At 62.2% G+C, this 16,264-nt stretch carries 17 protein-coding genes; 3 read left to right on the forward strand and 14 right to left on the reverse strand.

The window, feature by feature from the left end; translation table 11 throughout:
- Positions 1 to 10 precede the first annotated feature (10 nt).
- Complete coding sequence (locus NUV99_09515) at positions 11 to 1,771, reverse strand: formate--tetrahydrofolate ligase (protein ID MCR4420338.1); 1,761 nt, start codon at positions 1,769 to 1,771, stop codon at positions 11 to 13.
- A 559-nt stretch (positions 1,772 to 2,330) separates the two neighbouring features.
- Here NUV99_09515 and NUV99_09520 point away from each other — a divergent pair.
- A complete protein-coding gene (locus NUV99_09520; GenBank protein MCR4420339.1) occupies positions 2,331 to 2,708 on the forward strand; it encodes a helix-turn-helix domain-containing protein in 378 nt (125 codons plus the stop codon).
- Positions 2,709 to 2,769: 61 nt separating this feature from the next.
- Here NUV99_09520 and NUV99_09525 read toward each other — a convergent pair whose 3' ends face one another.
- Positions 2,770 to 3,024, reverse strand: coding sequence for a Veg family protein (locus NUV99_09525; protein ID MCR4420340.1), 255 nt, complete (start codon positions 3,022 to 3,024; stop codon positions 2,770 to 2,772).
- 175 nt (positions 3,025 to 3,199) lie between these two features.
- Here NUV99_09525 and NUV99_09530 point away from each other — a divergent pair, with 175 nt between their 5' ends.
- Complete coding sequence (locus tag NUV99_09530; GenBank protein MCR4420341.1) at positions 3,200 to 3,973, forward strand: cell wall hydrolase; 774 nt, start codon at positions 3,200 to 3,202, stop codon at positions 3,971 to 3,973.
- 167 nt (positions 3,974 to 4,140) lie between these two features.
- On the opposite strand, the gene NUV99_09535 is transcribed toward NUV99_09530, so the two are convergent.
- The 5 genes from NUV99_09535 to metG all read right to left on the reverse strand — a co-directional run bounded on the left by NUV99_09535 (position 4,141) and on the right by metG (position 9,372).
- Complete coding sequence (locus NUV99_09535) at positions 4,141 to 4,614, reverse strand: ribonuclease H-like YkuK family protein (protein MCR4420342.1); 474 nt, start codon at positions 4,612 to 4,614, stop codon at positions 4,141 to 4,143.
- 3 nt (positions 4,615 to 4,617) lie between these two features.
- Positions 4,618 to 5,508 (reverse strand): 16S rRNA (adenine(1518)-N(6)/adenine(1519)-N(6))-dimethyltransferase RsmA, encoded by an 891-nt coding sequence (gene rsmA, locus NUV99_09540; protein ID MCR4420343.1) that lies wholly within the window; start codon positions 5,506 to 5,508, stop codon positions 4,618 to 4,620.
- A gap of 88 nt (positions 5,509 to 5,596) precedes the next feature.
- Complete coding sequence (locus tag NUV99_09545; protein ID MCR4420344.1) at positions 5,597 to 6,562, reverse strand: ubiquitin-like domain-containing protein; 966 nt, start codon at positions 6,560 to 6,562, stop codon at positions 5,597 to 5,599.
- 72 nt (positions 6,563 to 6,634) lie between these two features.
- Complete coding sequence (locus tag NUV99_09550; GenBank protein MCR4420345.1) at positions 6,635 to 7,441, reverse strand: TatD family hydrolase; 807 nt, start codon at positions 7,439 to 7,441, stop codon at positions 6,635 to 6,637.
- A gap of 14 nt (positions 7,442 to 7,455) precedes the next feature.
- Positions 7,456 to 9,372, reverse strand: a complete 1,917-nt coding sequence (metG, locus tag NUV99_09555) for a methionine--tRNA ligase (protein ID MCR4420346.1) — start codon at positions 9,370 to 9,372, stop codon at positions 7,456 to 7,458.
- A gap of 149 nt (positions 9,373 to 9,521) precedes the next feature.
- On the opposite strand from metG, the gene NUV99_09560 reads away from it, so the two are divergent.
- Positions 9,522 to 9,770: an AbrB/MazE/SpoVT family DNA-binding domain-containing protein gene (locus NUV99_09560; GenBank protein ID MCR4420347.1), complete on the forward strand. Its 249-nt coding sequence runs from the start codon at positions 9,522 to 9,524 to the stop codon at positions 9,768 to 9,770.
- 20 nt (positions 9,771 to 9,790) lie between these two features.
- Here the strand turns inward: NUV99_09560 and rsmI are convergent, their stop codons facing one another.
- From rsmI to NUV99_09595, 7 genes are all read right to left on the reverse strand, one after another.
- Entirely contained in the window at positions 9,791 to 10,741 is a 951-nt protein-coding gene (rsmI, locus tag NUV99_09565; protein ID MCR4420348.1) for a 16S rRNA (cytidine(1402)-2'-O)-methyltransferase, read from the reverse strand.
- On the reverse strand, positions 10,722 to 11,042 hold the full coding sequence (locus tag NUV99_09570; GenBank protein ID MCR4420349.1) for a DNA replication initiation control protein YabA: 321 nt from the start codon (positions 11,040 to 11,042) through the stop codon (positions 10,722 to 10,724). Before NUV99_09570 ends, rsmI begins: the two co-directional genes overlap by 20 nt.
- Positions 11,005 to 11,838 carry a stage 0 sporulation family protein gene (locus NUV99_09575; GenBank protein MCR4420350.1) on the reverse strand — a complete coding sequence of 278 codons (834 nt, stop codon included), beginning with the start codon at positions 11,836 to 11,838 and terminating at the stop codon, positions 11,005 to 11,007. Before NUV99_09575 ends, NUV99_09570 begins: the two co-directional genes overlap by 38 nt.
- Positions 11,783 to 12,820, reverse strand: a complete 1,038-nt coding sequence (gene holB / locus NUV99_09580; GenBank protein ID MCR4420351.1) for a DNA polymerase III subunit delta' — start codon at positions 12,818 to 12,820, stop codon at positions 11,783 to 11,785. Before holB ends, NUV99_09575 begins: the two co-directional genes overlap by 56 nt.
- A complete protein-coding gene (gene tmk, locus NUV99_09585) occupies positions 12,817 to 13,461 on the reverse strand; it encodes a dTMP kinase (protein MCR4420352.1) in 645 nt (214 codons plus the stop codon). Before tmk ends, holB begins: the two co-directional genes overlap by 4 nt.
- Before the next feature lie 13 nt (positions 13,462 to 13,474).
- Positions 13,475 to 14,914 carry a hypothetical protein gene (locus NUV99_09590; GenBank protein ID MCR4420353.1) on the reverse strand — a complete coding sequence of 480 codons (1,440 nt, stop codon included), beginning with the start codon at positions 14,912 to 14,914 and terminating at the stop codon, positions 13,475 to 13,477.
- 265 nt (positions 14,915 to 15,179) lie between these two features.
- Entirely contained in the window at positions 15,180 to 15,959 is a 780-nt protein-coding gene (locus NUV99_09595; GenBank protein MCR4420354.1) for a polysaccharide deacetylase family protein, read from the reverse strand.
- Positions 15,960 to 16,264 lie beyond the last annotated feature (305 nt).

Below are 16,264 nucleotides of genomic sequence, written 5' to 3' on the forward strand. Positions count from 1 at the left end.
TGCCCGAAAGCTAGAAAAGCCCCTTCACCTTGCCCGTCTCTACGTCTACGTCCACCCGGCGGAAGGCCGGATCCGAACTGGTCCCGGGCATGAGGCTGATGGCCCCGGTCACCGGGCAGACGAACTTGGCACCGGCAAAAATCAATACGTCGCGGACGGGCAGCACCCAACCCTTGGGAACCCCCTTGAGGTCGGGGTTGTGGCTGAGGCTCAGGTGGGTCTTGACCATCATGGTGGCAAAATCCCGCATTTCCGGATTGGACTCCACCCACTTGGCCTTGGCCTCCGCCTCCGGGGTCCAGCTCACACCGTCGGCGCCGTACACTTCCTTGGCAATAACCTCCACCCGCTGCCGGAACGGCATATCCAGTGGGTACAGAAACTTGAAATCGACCGGCTCCTTGCAGGCATCCATAACCGCGTCCGCCAGCTCCAGAGCTCCTTCTCCGCCCTTAAGCCAGTGTTCGGACACGGCACAGCGCGCTCCCGCCTGCTCCACCAGCCGGCGCACCAGGGCGATTTCGTCCTTAGTATCGGTGTAGAAGGAGTTGAGGCACACCACCGGATTGGCTCCGGACTTCTTCACGATGTTGACGTGATGCAGCAGGTTCTCCACACCCTTCTCCAACAAAGGCAGGTTCTCCCGGGTGTATTCGTCGGGCAGCGGCCGGCCGGGAACCACCTTGGGCCCGCCGCCGTGCATCTTGAGGGCCCGGATGGTGGCCACCACTACCGCCACGTCCGGAACCAGTCCGCTGAGCCGGCACTTCACGTTCCAGAACTTCTCGTAGCCGATGTCCGCGGCGAAGCCGCTCTCGGTCACGTGGTAGTCGAACATCTTGAGCCCGATGTAATCGCCGATAATCGAGGACTGCCCTACCGCGATGTTGGCAAACGGCCCGGCGTGCACCAGGCAGGGCTGGTACTCTACCGTGCACATCAACGTGGGATTAATGCTGTTGCGCATCCAGGCGGCCATGGCCCCGGCCACTTCCAGGTCCTCAGTGGTAACCGGGTTACCCCGGCGGTCAAAGGCCACTATTATCTTGCCCAGCCGTTCACGCAAGTCTTTTAGGTCCCGGGCCACGGCCAGAATGGCCATCAATTCCGAGCTGACTGAGATCTGAAAACGAGAGGACATCATGAAGCCGTCCTGCTTGCCGCCGATACCGATGATTATGTTGCGCAGAGCCTGGGCGCAGAAGTCCATCACCCAGCCCATCTCTACCCGCCTGGGATCTATGTCCAGGCGCCGGAGCCTGCGCTTGGCCAACTCGGCGTCATCGTAGTTGGCCTCATGCTGCATGCGGGCGGTTAGGGCCACCATGGCCAGGTTGTGGGCGTTGGTTATGGCGTCAATGTCTCCGGTAAGGCCCAGAGAGAACTCGGTCATGGGGATCAGCAGGGCGTTCCCCCCGCCCGCGGCCGTACCTTTAATGTTCATGGTGGGTCCGCCTGAAGGTTGACGGATGCACCCGCCCACGTTCTTGCCCCGCCTGCCCAGCCCTTCCAACAGCCCCATGGTGGTGGTAGTCTTGCCTTCGCCCAGCGGGGTAGGGGTGATGGCGGTGACGTCGATGTACTTGCCGTTGGGCCGGTCTTTCAACCGCTGCCAAACCTTGAGGTAATCCAGTCGGCAGATCCTTCCGTAAGGAATGATCTCGTCCTTTTGCAGCCCCAGCCGCTCACGCCATTCCTCCGGAGCAGGCATGTTCTTCTCCGCTTCGTCGGCGATTTGCCAGTCGGCCAACCTGGTGGGGTCATAAGCCATACCGATCCGTTCCCCCTTCTTACCGCATCTCACCCCGAACCCGGCCACGGATAACGAGCCTTGCCTATATGTAGCCGGGGACGGTTGACACTGTTATTTCGTCCTTGGCGGGGAGGAATCCTTCTCGTGGAACACCGTTCTGGACAGGCCCGGTACCGGCAAGAAAAAATGCGACCGGGCCATTTCCTACCCGGTCGAGGGTTCTGGTCCCGTGCTTTACATGTCACCTACTTGTCTCGTCTCGCCTGACCCGCCGCCACTTCCGCCTCTACTGCAGTCAGATCTGCCCCGCAGTACGGGCAAATCCATGTGGAGTACGGCGATGCCGAGTAGGACGTGCCACCACAGTGCGGACACCGCTTACAGAACACGGCTCTCGGGGCAACCGCCCCACCACACCCCTTTACTTCAGAAGTTTCCCGCTCCGCTTCGCTCTTACGGTCAGATTGTACCACATACCGATTATACTGGTCACTATACTAGTAGTCAATATCGATCTGCACTCTTGGCGACTTTACATCCGCCCTGTTTCCGTCTAATGTTACCACAGGTGGTCCGAGTGCCAGAAAAGAAGGAGCCAACTCAGCTGGGCGGGCGTTTACGTTCCCTGCGTATAAGTCTGGGTCTTACTCAGGAACAACTGGCGGAGAGGGCCAACCTCCACTACAGCTACATAGGCCAAGTGGAACGAGGCGAAAAGACTCCGTCCTTGCGGACGCTCAAGCGTTTGGCCGAAGCCATGCACACGCGCGTAGAGTACCTGGTCGGGGAGACACCCACCTACGAGGACCAGACGGGGGACCTACGGCGCGAATTGCTGGCACTACTGAGTGACTGCCCCCCTCAAGAGCTACAGCTGATAATGGATATGATACGGGTCCTGGTTTTCCACCTGCGCGACCGTCGCGGCTTGCTTTCCGGCCCGGATGAAGGATAAAAACTGAGGTTCGTCCCAGAGGCGGACGAACCTCAGTTGCTTCCTGCGTCTTCAGGGATGCCTATTCTTCTTCCTCCGAATAGGGAATTAACTTCACGGTTTCGGTGAGCACGTCGATGTAGCTGTAGGACACCCGCCGAACGGAGTCCCCCTTTTCGTCCAGCTTTACCACGAAGATATGGGGGTAGGTCTGCTCTAGCACGCCGACCCGCTCGACAACTTTCTTCCGGCCCCGGTTGGCCTGCAATCTCACCTTTTTACCTATACAGGCCTCCAGGTCCTGGCGGATTTCCGCCAATACCTTCTTTGCCGCCACTGCTGCCACCTTCCTCCCACTTTGGTTTATTCTAGCCGCAACATCCACCCCATGTCAAGAGTCAGTATGCTGCCAACAACTCCCTAATGCGTGGCCGTGGCGCAAAGCGTATAATTGTGCCAACCGGTCTCTGGCTTTGGAGTTGGCACTTTTCGCGCTCGAAGGAGGGAGGTCCATGCACAAGGCTGCTGTCGCCGTGATGGGATTCCTACTGCTGTGGCTCTTGCTACCCGGAAGCTGGGCTCTGGCGGCAACAGGTTGGGTTTACACCGTTCAGCCCGGTGATACTCTTTTTGGGATAGGAATCGGCAACGGGTTGAGCGTGAGTACCATTATGCAGGACAACCGGCTAACCAGTACGGTGATCAAACCCGGTCAGAAGTTGTGGTTGAGGTCAGACGGGGGCTTTAGCTACCGCGTGCGACCGGGAGATACCCTCTACCGAATTGCCCGAAGCACCGAAAGTACGGTAGCTGCCATCCAGCGGGCCAACGGCCTCCGGAGCACCCTACTCTATCCGGGCCAGACCCTTTGGATACCGACCCGAACCACCCGGAGCCTGGCCAGCCGAAGCGGCCAGTCCCAACCTTCCTGGACTTCTTCCGACCTCTACTTGCTGGCGCGTCTGGTTTACGCCGAGGCCCGCGGGGAACCGTATGTGGGCCAGGTGGCGGTGGCCGCCGTGGTACTCAACCGGCTGGAGCACCCGGCTTTTCCCGATCGCATTTCTCAGATCATCTTTCAGCCCGGAGCCTTCACCGCCGTGGCCGATGGACAGATCTACTTGACCCCCGACGCCACCGCCATGCGCGCGGCGAGGGACGCCCTCCGGGGCTGGGACCCCACCGGAGGCGCCCTCTACTACTGGAACCCGGCCAAATCGAGCAACCGCTGGGTCTGGTCGCGAACCATTGTTGCCCGATACGGCAATCACGTTTTCGCCCTTTAGCTCCTTTGCTCCAGCATCTTGCGCGCCACACGCAGGAAGAGGCTGTACATGCGTAACCTGGCTTGAAGCCGACGCCAGTTAGCCCGACCAGACTTCACCAAAACAAATCCCCCCTGGGATAAAGTATTGCCCAGGGGGGACGTTCCCCAAACCCCGTCACCGGGCCCCTACTTGGTGTGCTTGTCGGCCACCTTGGTGGCCCCGCAGGAGTCCGGCTTTATCTTGGCATCAAAACCGCTGCCCACCACCATTCCCACTATCTCTCGCACCAGGTCCCTGGTCTGGCCGCTGGTGCCCACGTCCAGATGGATCTCCACGTTGAGCTCACTGTGCCCGTTCAGCGCCAGCTTTTGGGCCAGAAAACTGGCGGTTTCCAGACTTAAGGAGGCCTCGTAAAAAATGCGCTGCCTCAGGCTGGCCAAACGGCGGTGGATACGCCGCCGATAGTAGTAGCGTCCACCCTTACCCACCTGGTGTACGATAATGGCGGTTACGAAGCACGTTTCGTCCCGCACCTGGGAGTCGGTACCGATAATCAGGCGGTACTCGGCCTCGGGGTTGGCGTCGATGAAGGCCACGAGGTCCGAAAAAACCTCCTCCAGGGTTAAGGGGCCTTTGGTGGGACTGATGAAGTACTCCACCGCCTATCCGCCCTTTCTATATCTAATAAAAGCCCGGCTCAGGGCCGCATAATCTTCCAGGCTCAGCTCCTCGGCCCGGCAGGTTTCGGAAAAGCCCTGCTCGGATAAGACCGCCCTTACCCTTTCCTTGGGCAGCCCCAACCCGGCCTCCAGGGCGTTGAGCAAGATCTTGCGCCGCCGGCCGAAGCCGGCGCGCACCAATCCGAAGAAGAACTCTTCATCCCCCACTTCTACCGGTGGTTGAGACCGTCTTACCAGTCTTACCACGGTGGAATCAACCTCCGGTCGGGGCCAGAACTTTTCCCGACCCACCTCGGCAATGCGGCGGACCTCCGCAAAGTAGCTGACCGCGACGGTCAGGAGTCCGTAGGCCTTGCTTCCCGGGACCGCCAGCAGCCGCTCCGCTACCTCCCGCTGGACGGTCAGCACCGCCAGGGTGAAACCCGGCTCGCGGGTCAGCAGTTGCCGCAGGAAAGCCGACGTCAGGTAGTAAGGAAGGTTAGCAACCACCTTGAATCGGGTCGCCCCTTCCTCGCGGGCCAGGCCGCTCAAGCTGGTCCGCCGCACATCGGCCAGGACTATCCGCACGTTGGCCAAGGCTCCCACGGTATAGCCCAGAACCGGAAGCAGCCCGGCATCGACCTCCAGGGCCACCACCCGGCCGGCCGTAGCGGCCAGCGCGCGGGTAAGGGTTCCCAGCCCCGAACCCACCTCGACCACTACGTCGTCAGGGCCGAGGTCGGCGGCGGCTACGATGCGGCGGACCGTTTCCCGGCTGACCAAGAAGTGTTGCCCTCGCCTGGGCCGGGGCCGGAGGTTAAAGCGCCTAACCACCGCCCGGGTGACCGCAGGAGAAGCCAGGTCAACTTCTGGAGGCAGTATTTCGGCGGCCACGTCCCTAAACCATTATAGTCGATATCCATTTCCGGGGCAAAGTTAAGCTGTGGCAAAACTAAATAGGGAGGCGTTCCACCTCCCCGGCTCAATCCAGTATGTACACTTTCACCCGTTGCCGGCCCCACCGTCGCGCCTGATCGGGGTCTTCAAAGTACACGTCTATCCGGTCGCCCTTGATAGCGCTGCCCACGTCCTCGGCCCGACCGTAACCGTAGCCCTCCACGTAGAGGCGCGTGCCCAGAGGAATCACCCTTGGGTCCACCGCCACCGTACCCCGTTTGGGCCTGGTTCCGGTGGCGGTCCGGCTATGCAGTGCGTAGGCCGTGGCCACCATCTCCCGCACTTCCCGGTAGGAATCCGGCGCGCCACGAGCGGCCAGCGTTAGCCCTGCGGGAGCGGAGCCGGTACCCACGGCGATTATCTTTTCCACCGGCGCCCGGATTACCGTTACCCCGATCTCTTCTTTGGCAACCACTTCGCCGTTGGCGTACGTAACCCGCCACACCCTCTGCTGCAGTCCCTCTCGGCCGGCCCGCAGCACCTTGGTATGGCCCTTGGGCAGGTAGGACACCGTTTGGCGCCGGGTAGAAAAAGGAATGACCTCGTTAACCGCTACCTCCTCGGTTTTCACCCGTACCACTTTTACGGTATCCCCCGGGCCTACCGTGGACTCCAGTGCGGGTTCCACCCGGTCTTCCGGCCCCAGGGCCACATTCTGAGCCGCCAGCAGTCGGCCCACGGTCACCGGTACGGTGCGAACGGTTCGGGTCTCCCCTGCTATTTCCAGGGTCACCGGTCCGGAACGGATTACCTCCACCCGCATTCCGTCGTGAAGGGGAGTCTCCCGGCCGGGCTGCACCTCGTCTTCCGGCGCCAGCACCACCCCTTGGCTGGCCAGCAGTTCGCCCACCGACCCGGCAAAGGTGGCTAACCTGCGTTCTTCGCCGTCCACCGCCAGGCAGACATCGTTTCGCGCCCAGCAACCGTAGGCGACTATGACGCCTACGGTCAGTCCCACCATTACCAGGCCTAGAGGTCTTGAGCTTCGCACCGGGGTCGTCTGCCCTCCGTAGGGGAGGTGTCGGCTTCAGCCTCCCCGCCAGTCTGCCGTAATCTGTCACATTCATTTCGCCTTTTGGCCTGCAGATTCCTCCTGCTCCAATCGAGAAAGATGAAAAAGGTTGGCAGTTGCCCCACCCGTGACCCCAATGACTTCTTCCGTGTCCGTCTCCAGCAGTTCCGCCAGGCGCTCCGCTACCAGTTTCACCCGTGCCGGCTCATTGCGCTGACCGCGATAGGGCACGGGACTCAAGTACGGAGAGTCGGTTTCCACCAGGAAGCGGCCGGGAGGCACGGCGGCCAGCACCCGGCGATAATGCTCTTCGGTCCTCGGGAACGTAACCGGCCCGGCAAAGGAAAGGTAAAACCCTCGCTTGACCAGGCGGCCGGCCATGGCCGCATCCCCGGAAAAGCAGTGGATCACACCCGCCAGACCCGGTCCCACCCGTTCCAAGAGGGTTTCCGTGTCGCGGTGGGCCTCCCGGTTGTGCACGATCACCGGCAGCCCCAGGGTTTGGGCCAGGCGGAGCTGGAGATCAAAAACCCTGAGCTGAACTTCGCGGGGCGAGCGGTTGTAGTAATAGTCGAGCCCGATCTCCCCGATGGCCACTACCCTGGGATCGCGCGCCAGTTCGGCCAGCGCTTCCAGGTCCTGTTCCCGAAAATGTCGGGCCTCGTGGGGGTGAAAGCCCACCGCCGCTGCGACCATGGGGTAGCGGTGGGCCAGGTTCACCGCCTCTCGGGAAGAGGCGAGATCCGTTCCCACGGTGATTATCCACGTGACTCCGGCAGCTCGGGCCCGTTCGATTACCTCCGGCAACTCGGCGCCGAAACGCGGATCGTCGAGGTGGGCGTGACTGTCTACGAGCACGCTCCCACCCCGTCCTAGCGAACCTTGCTGCCGCCGGCAACGGGTCGATCCACGGTCAGGAGGCTCACGGTTTCACCCTGGGTTGCCGCCAGAATCATTCCCTGTGACCAAATGCCCCTCACCTTGGCCGGCGCCAAATTGGCCACCAGTACTACCAGCCGGCCGACCAGGTCCTCGGGCCGGTAGTACTGGGCAATCCCGGCCACCACGGTTCGTTCCTCCTGCCCCAGCCTCAATACCAGCTTCAGCAGGCGGTCGGCCCCGGGCACCTTTTCCGCCTGAACCACCTCGGCAACGCGGAGGTCCAGCCGGCCGAACTCCTCGATACTTATGGTTTGCCCGGCGGCCGCCTTCTCCTGACCCGGCGAGGGGCCGGGAGTGACTGTAGAGGGCATCGTCGGTTCCTCCTTTCGTGGGAATAGCGCGGGCCCGCGATTGACTGCCGTTCCCGGAGGAAGGATCCCCCACTTGCGGGCACTCTCCCAGGTCTGCAGCTGCTGCGCGTCCTCCAGACCCAGCTGCGGCCATACCCGAGGCGGGAGACCGGGCAGGAATGGGGACAGGAGGACGGTGAGCACCCTCAAGCCCTCGGCCAGGTTATAGAGAACGGTATGCAGGCGCTCGACTTGCCCCTCGCGGACCAGGTTCCACGGCGCCGCTTCGTCCACGTACTTGTTGGCCCTGGCCACCAGTTCCCAGATTGCCGCCAGGGCTCCGGCAAAATCAAAACGCTCGAGTTCCTGCTCCACCCGCTCTACCGCCCGCGCTGCCGTCTCGGCCAGATCGGTTTCCATGCGGGTGGAAGCACCGGGCACAGGCACCACGCCTTGAGTGTAGCGCTCGATCATGGCCAGGGTGCGGCTGAAGAGGTTGCCCAGGTCATTGGCCAGGTCGCGGTTGTACCGTTCTACCAGGGCCTCCTCGGAATAGTAGCCGTCGGCTCCGTAGGGAAGCTCCCGGAGCAGGAAGTAGCGGATGGCATCCGCCCCGTATCTTTCGATCAGTACTACCGGATCCACAACGTTCCCCTTTGACTTGGACATTTTCCCCCCGCCGACCATCAGCCAGCCGTGTCCGAACACCCGCCTCGGAGGTTGAACCCCCGCCGCCATGAGCATAATGGGCCAAATAACGGCGTGAAAGCGCACGATATCCTTTCCCACCAGGTGGGTGGCCGCCGGCCAATAGCGTTCGAACTTGTCGGTCTGAGAGCTCCCCCACCCCAGGGCGGAGATGTAGTTGGTGAGGGCGTCGAACCAAACGTAGACCACGTGCCTGGGATCTCCCGGCACCGGCACCCCCCAGTCGAAGGTGGTGCGGGAAATGCAGAGGTCCTCCAGGCCGCCGCGCACGAAGCTCACCATTTCGTTGTAGCGCGAGGCCGGCTGGACGAAGTCCGGATTCTCTTCCAGGAATTGCAGCAGGCGATCGGCATACTTGCCTAGCCGGAAGAAGTATCCCTCTTCCGTCACCCGTTCCACCGGCCGCCCGCAATCCGGGCAGCATCCGTCTACCAATCGGGTCTCCGTCCAGAAGGTTTCACAGGGCGTGCAGTACCAACCTTCATAGGTAGATTTATAGATGTCACCTTGCTCCCGCAACTTCAGGAACAGTTGTTGTACCGCCTGCTGATGGCGGGGCTCGGTAGTGCGCAGGAAATCGTCGTAGGATATTCCTAAACGCCGCCACAGGTCCTGAAAGGTGGCGACGATTCGATCCACGTACTCCTGCGGTTTCACCCCGGCCTCCAGGGCCTTGCGCTGGATCTTCAGACCGTGTTCGTCCGAACCGGTAAGGAACCAGACCTCATGGCCGCGCATCCGCTTGTAACGGGCCAGGGTATCGGCCATGGTGGTGGTAAGGGCGTGCCCGATATGCAACCGGTCGCTGGGGTAGTAAATAGGCGTGGTAACGTAAAAGGGTTCGGCCACCGCACCCGTCCTCCTTTTTACTTTATTTATCATAGCACCAAAAAAAGAGCTGTCAAGTTGGGTAGGAAACTATTGACTTTAAATGCAAACGCTGGTACGATAGTAGTAAAGACTGTCGAAATATGTTTGCCAAGGGAGAGGAGAACATGATGAAGTCGACGGGTATCGTACGGAAGGTGGACGAGCTGGGCCGGGTAGTGATCCCCATTGAGCTGCGGCGGACTTTAGGTATCGAGGAGAAGGACGCGCTGGAGATTTACGTGGATCAGGAGAAGATCATACTGAAGAAGTATCAGCCTGCCTGCATTTTCTGCGGTAATGCCGAGGAGATCACCCACTTCCGGGGAAAGAACGTCTGTCGGGAATGCCTCAGTCTGATGGCTTCGCAAGCTGTTTAGGGTGGACAAGCTATAGAAGGTTATCGAAGCGGCTCCGAATCCGGGGCCGCTTCGGCCTTTAGGGCTAGGCGGTACAGCTCTCGCCGGGGAACACCGGCCTCGGCCGCTACCCTCCTGACCGCTTCCGAAAAAGGGACGCCCGCCTCTCGTTGCCTTTTCACCTCCCGAAGCACTTGTTCCCAGTCTACATCTTCTGGCGGCCGGCACCCCTCGATTACGACCACTACTTCCCCTCGAGGAGGGTTGACGGTGAAATGGTCCAGCAGCTCTGATACTGACCCCCGCAACACCTCCTCGTGCAACTTGGTCAGTTCCCGCGCCACCGCCGCCTGCCGGTCCCCCAGCACCGCCAGCAGGTCTGCCAAGGTTTCCTGCAAACGGTGGGGCGCTTCATAAAAGACCAGGGTCCGTTCCTCGTCTGCCAGGCTCTCCAGGTATTTCCTCCGCGCTCCGGCTTGACGCGGCAGAAATCCTTCGAAGGCAAAGCGCCGGGTGGAAAGACCGGAGACCACCAGCGCCGGGACAAACGCCGTCGGTCCGGGGAGGGCCTCTACCGGAATGCCTTCCCGGATGGCGGCCCTTACTGCCCTTTCTCCCGGGTCGGATATGCCCGGAGTCCCCGCCTCGCTCAAGAGGGCCACGTCTCTGCCGCGACGAAGGTACTCCAGTATGTAGCCCACCCGCTGCTCTTCGTTGTGTCGGTGGTAACTCACCACCGGCACCCGCCGCACGCGATAGCGCTCCAGCAAGACCTTCACCTTGCGCGTATCCTCGGCGGCAATCAGGTCCACCCGCCGCAGGACCTTCAGGGTCCTGATGGTAATATCTTCTAGATTGCCTATCGGCGTGGGGCAAACAAATAACCGGCCGGGGGAAATCCCCCCTTCGGGGTTTTCCCCGGCCGGGTCTTGCCGCTTCGGGCTTCCGCTGCTGCCGATGCCCTCGGCCGAACTAGGTCTGCGCCTGCTCATTTCCCTCCTCCCTCCCCAGGCGGGCCAGCAGGGCCAGACAGAGGAGGCAGCCCATGCCGTAGTTTAGGGGACGGGCAAAATAGGGCGGGCAAATATGGTAGCCCTCGCGGTACAACTCGCGCAGCGAAACCACCCCCTGCTCCGGTCCGGGCCGGTGGTAGCCGCTGTAGAGCTGGGCCCGCAGGTTCCGGTTCTCTTCTTCTAGACCCCAAATGCGGGAACGCAGTTCCTGGACCTCGGCCAACAAGCCGGCCAGCCGGCCCTCAATCTGGGCCAAGGCCTCCGTCAGGCTGCTCTTCAACCTGCCCCACTTCCTCCCGGGGTACTTCCACTGCGACCTTGCTCTCCTCCAGTTCTACCGTAACCGTCCCTTTGACCACGTTGATCCCTACAACCCGGCCCGGACCGGACTCCAGAAGCACCCTCTGTCCGATCTCCGGGTAGCCGTTTCGGGCCTCCTCGTAAAGGTCGTTCTCGAAGCGCAGGCAGCACATGAGGCGGCCGCAAATGCCGGAGATCTTGACCGGGTTGAGGGAAAGGTTTTGATCCTTGGCCATGCGGATGGAAACCGGATCGAACTCACCCAGGAAGGAAGCACAACAGAGTTCGCGGCCACAGCCGCCCAATCCACCCAGGAGCTTGGCCTCGTCCCGTACCCCTATCTGCCTCAGCTCGATACGGGTGCGGAAAACCGCCGCCAGATCCCGGACCAACTGGCGAAAGTCTACCCGCCCTTCGGCCGTAAAGTAGAAGGTCAGCCGGCTGCGGTCGAAGGTATACTCCGCTCCCACCAGCTTCATGGGCAGGCCGTGTTCCCGTATCTTCTGCTGGCAAATGGCAAAGGCTTCCTTTTCCAGGGCAGTATTACTCCGCAGCACCTCCTGGTCCTCGGCGGTAACCCTCCTGATTACCGGCCGTAAGGGAGTGACTATTTCCTCCTCGGATACCGCCTTGGTACCCACCACCACTTCTCCGTATTCCAGCCCGCGAACCGTTTCCACCAGCACCTTATCGCCTACGGCCAACTCCTGCTCCCCGGGATCAAAGTAGTATATTTTTCCGGCTCGCCGGAACCGGACCCCTACTATCCTTACCACTTCCGCTTCTCCCTTCTTCCAACCCTATCTGTGGCCAGCGCAAGAGCAGCACCTCCCACAGTAGCTGCCGCTGGACGTTCTGGTCCAGAGCCTTACGCGCACCCACCAGGCGACGCCGGAGGGCGGCCAGCTTCTCAGGCGAAGGCAACCGCCGAGGAAGGTGCTCCGGCAGGTCTGGATGGTGCAGGAGGTCCTTCCGGCCGGTCCTCTGCCACACCCAGGCGTCGCGCAGCCAATCCAGGAAGGTTTCGACGACCTCCCGGCCCTCCCATTCTCTCATTTCTTGGGCCAGCTCTAATCTCTGCCGCGCCGGAGCCTGCCAAACACCGGACCAAATCCTCAGCATAACCGACCGCTTGGGGTCCCCGCTCACAAGCTTCTTTGCCCGCTCCAGGTTCCCTCCGGCCAGGGCCGCCGCCCACTGCGCCTGCGGCCCTTCGAATCCCCGGTCGGCCAGAAAGCTCAACACCGCCGCCCGCGGCAAGGGGCCAAAGCGCACCGTCTGGCAACGCGAACGTATCGTGGGCAGTAGATCCTCCGGGCGGTCACTAACCAAAACGAAGACCATCGGGGCGGTCGGCTCTTCCAAAAGCTTCAACAAGGCATTGGCCGCTTCCGGGGTAAGCTCCTCCGCCCGCACCAGCACCACTAACAGGTACCGCCCCTCGTGAGGGGGATAGACCGCCCGCCGGCGCACCTCCTGGAGCTGCTCCAGCTTTAGGCTCTGGCCGGCCGGCTCTATCCAAAGCAGATCCGGGTGCGAACGCTCCCTGAGCTTGAGGCAGGCCGGACAGAAATCGCAGGCGTCCCCCTGCCGGGAGTAGGGGCAATTGAGAGCCTGGGCCCAGGCCAGAGCCGCGGTCTTCTTGCCTGCGCCCGGAGGCCCGGCAAAAAGGTAGGCGTGGGTTATCCGGCCCTCAACCAAGGCCCGCCGCAGCTGCTCCTTGGCAACCTCCTGCCCGTACAGAGCGGCCAGAGTCATGACCACCCTTTCCTTTCCAGAAAGGCCTCTACCTTGTTCTTCACCCGGACGAAGACCTCGTCCGGAGGTCCGAGGGCTTCGATCACCGCCACCCGCTCCGGGAACTGCCTGGCCAATGTCAAATAGCCCCTGCGCACCGTCTCCAGGAATTCGCTTCCCTCTGCTTCCAGGCGATCCGCCTTGCGTCCCGCCGTAACCAGGCGCCGCAGCGCCTCCCGGGCAGGCATATCCAAGAGCAGGGTAAGATCGGGCTCCAAGCCTCCGGTGGCCAGGCGGTTGACCGCCTCTAACTCGGCCAGATCAAGACCCCGCCCGTAACCCTGGTAGGCAAGGGTGGACAGGGTGTAGCGGTCGCACACCACCACCCGGCCCTCCGCCAGGGCCGGGCGGATTACCTTAGCCACGTGCTCGGCCCGCGCCGCCGAGTACAGGAACAACTCGGCCGCCGGCGCCACCGTACCCAGGCGACGGCCGAGTACCACTTCCCTCAGCGCCTCTCCCAGTTCGGTTCCTCCCGGCTCGTGCGTTACCAGTACCCGTAACCCGCAGGCCCTGAGGTAAAGCCCCAACCGCTCGGTCTGGGTAGTCTTCCCGACGCCGTCTATCCCCTCCAGAGAAATAAGCCGCCCGGGAAGAGGCATGCGACCCTGCTCCCTATTCACCGACTACCGCTACCTCACCTTCATCCGTAAGGCCCTGAATGGCGTGCCCCCAAGCCTGCAACTCCCGGAGGTAGGCCACCAAATCCTCACCTATCAATTCTCCCGGCCAACAGAGCGGGATGCCCGGCGGATACGGAACCAGGGCCTGGGCCGCAATCTCCCCGGCGGCAGCGTCCAGAGGCACCCACCGATGGGGAGCCATGAACGCTTCACGCGGGGTGAGAACCGGCCTGCCGGGACGGGGCTCATAACCCACCACCCCGGCTCGGGGCTTGGCTACCAGCGGTCGGCTCAGTAGGACCGAAAAAGCCTGCCTCACGCTAGGTATCGACCAGGCGCCGTCGGCCAGGCTGAAAAGCAGCAATACGTGGCGCCTGCCCCAGGCCTCAACCTGCACCCGGCCTTCTTCGCGCAGGATCTCGGCCAGAGCTCGGCCCTCTACGCCCAGAGGGGCCGCCGAAATCACCAGCCGCAGAGGATCGCGGCATTCTCCCCCCGGCCCCTCCCAGAGTTCAAACTCTGGTCTGGCCTTCAGCCAGCCTCGCAGCTCGTCGACCGCCGCCAGGGCCTCCTCCCAGGCTGCGGCTCCCCGCCGGGCCAGGTGGGCCTGCATGGCGTCCAGGGAGGCCAGAAGCGGATAGGAGGGGCTGGTGCTCTGGAGAAGATCAAGCGCCCGGACTACTCTCCCCCCCTCATCCAGCCCGTGACGCAGGTGCAGTACCGCCGTCTGGGTGAGGGAACCAAGGGTCTTGTGCCAGCCCTCTACCACCACATCGGCGCCCAGGTCCAGGGCCGAGGGCGGAAATCGCGGGTGCTTTCCAAAGTGGGCTCCGTGGGCCTGGTCTACCACCACCGTCATTCCCAGCGAATGTGCCCACTCGATCAGCGGCCCGATCTCCCAGGCCACACCCTCGTAGGTAGGATAGACAAGGACCAAGAGTCTGCATCCCGGATGGGAGGCAAGGGCGGACTCCGCTTCTGCCCGATCTATGCCCAGCGGTAAATCCCAGGTCCGGTCGAACGCATCCCTCAAGAATACGGGCCGAATGCCGGCCAATATGGCCGCACCTACCAGGCTGCGGTGGCCGCACCGGGGAACGAGCACCGGCTCATCCGGCCGCGACAGTCCCAGGAGCGCCGCCAGCAGTCCCACCGTAGTCCCGTTCACCAGGAAATAGCTGCGGCCGGCGCCGGCAAGTCGGGCCGTTAGCTCTTGGGCCCGGGCGATAGGCCCCTGGGGGTGGTGTAAATCGTCCAGACCCGGCAGTTCGGTGAGATCCAGAGCCGCCAGCTTATCCCCTACCAGCCTCCGCCACCACCCCGGCCACGCCTTGCCGCCCTTATGAGCCGGGAAATGCCCGGGATAGTAATCGCGGGCTACGTGCTCCACCAGCGCCCTAACCAGCGGTGCTTCCGGCCGTCCCTTAACCAAGACCTTCTCCTTGTAGAAGTATGTTCTTGCTGGGTCCTATTGTAGCATAAACCACCCGGCCCGCCTAGACAACCTGTCCCCGGGTTAACCCCAGTCTGTCCCGGCCTCACCGGGGTCGACCTGACTTCCCACACCCGGTTCCCCTTAACCTCTCCCCGCGTGGCCCGGTCAACCTTCGTTCTCCGGTTAGCGCCCTTGGCGTGCCCCGGCAGGGCAGGCACGTTCGGAGGGAGGCCTGGCGGCAAGCACGCCGCGGACTGCCCGACTATTCCGCTGCCCGACGCTGCACCCCTTCCAGATCGATATAATAGTGGTCATGGTAAATGAGCTCCGAAACGGGTACGATGCTGTATCCCGCGTCCTTGAGGTGGCTTATCAGCGGATCCAGGGTTTCCGGCGTATGTTCGCCGTTATTGTGAAACAGGATGATGCTTCCGGGCGCCATCCGCTTCTTGATGCGTTCCAGCATCGCCTGAGCGCTCAGGCCCTTCCAGTCTAGAGAATCGATGCTCCACTGAACGGGAATGAATCCTTCCTGATTGACCAGGATGATTACGCGATCATCGTAGTCGCCGAAAGGAGGGCGAAAAAGCCTGGGCTGGTATCCGGTTATCTCCCGGATCAGGCGGGCGTTCTCCCTTAGTTCTCGGACGATCTGCTCGTCGGTAAGCCGGGTGAAACGGGGGTGAGTAGCCGAATGCAGGCCGATCTCGTGGCCCTCAGAGGCGATTTGCCGGGCCTGCTCCGGGTACTTTTCCAGCCACAGGTTTACCAAGAAGAAGGTGGTTCTGACCCCGTGACGCCTCAATACGGCCAGGATCTCCGGCGTGCGCTCCGCGCCCCAGCAGGCGTCGAACGACAGCGAAACCTTCCGTTCCGCCGTGTCCACCCGGTAGATGGGATGGATTCGTCGGGCACCTCCCACCAGAAGGTATTGCCAAGAGGCCCGAAGAGGGGGCAAGAGACACAGGAGCAGACAGGCGGCCAGGAGCACCCAGCCCAATCGCCGCCAAAACCGGCGTCCGCCGACGATGTAGGTCCACACCTCTATCGCCTCTTCCGTCGGGACTCGGAAGATTCATATGCGTCCCCGGGGAGGGCGCAGGGCAGGAAAGAGGTGGAAGTATTCCCGTTAGGATAGGGCAGCCGCGGCGCGTAGCGCCGGAGCGGGTAAAGACCATCATAAGGCAACCGGTCGGAAAGGATTAGTCGAACCGATGGCGGTGCCGACCTGGTTCCCTGTACCGGGACGGGAATTTGCGGCCAAACCCAAATGGGAGGCGGCCTCTGCCAAGAAAAAGTTAAGCCCCGGTAATACACCGGGGTTTGAGGCTTAGCTTTCTGGCGGCG

This window comes from Clostridia bacterium (genome assembly GCA_024653205.1).
GTDB lineage: Bacteria > Bacillota > DSM-521 > Neomoorellales > SLTJ01 > JANLFO01.

Excerpts from the sequence above, each read along its gene's own strand:
- NUV99_09515 (MCR4420338.1), bottom strand. The coding sequence starts at position 1,771 with ATGGCTTATGACCCCACCAGGTTGGCCGACTGGCAAATCGCCGACGAA.
- NUV99_09530 (MCR4420341.1), top strand. The coding sequence starts at position 3,200 with ATGCACAAGGCTGCTGTCGCCGTGATGGGATTCCTACTGCTGTGGCTC.
- NUV99_09560 (MCR4420347.1), top strand. The coding sequence starts at position 9,522 with ATGAAGTCGACGGGTATCGTACGGAAGGTGGACGAGCTGGGCCGGGTA.
- rsmI (MCR4420348.1), bottom strand. The coding sequence starts at position 10,741 with ATGAGCAGGCGCAGACCTAGTTCGGCCGAGGGCATCGGCAGCAGCGGA.
- holB (MCR4420351.1), bottom strand. The coding sequence starts at position 12,820 with ATGACTCTGGCCGCTCTGTACGGGCAGGAGGTTGCCAAGGAGCAGCTG.
- tmk (MCR4420352.1), bottom strand. The coding sequence starts at position 13,461 with ATGCCTCTTCCCGGGCGGCTTATTTCTCTGGAGGGGATAGACGGCGTC.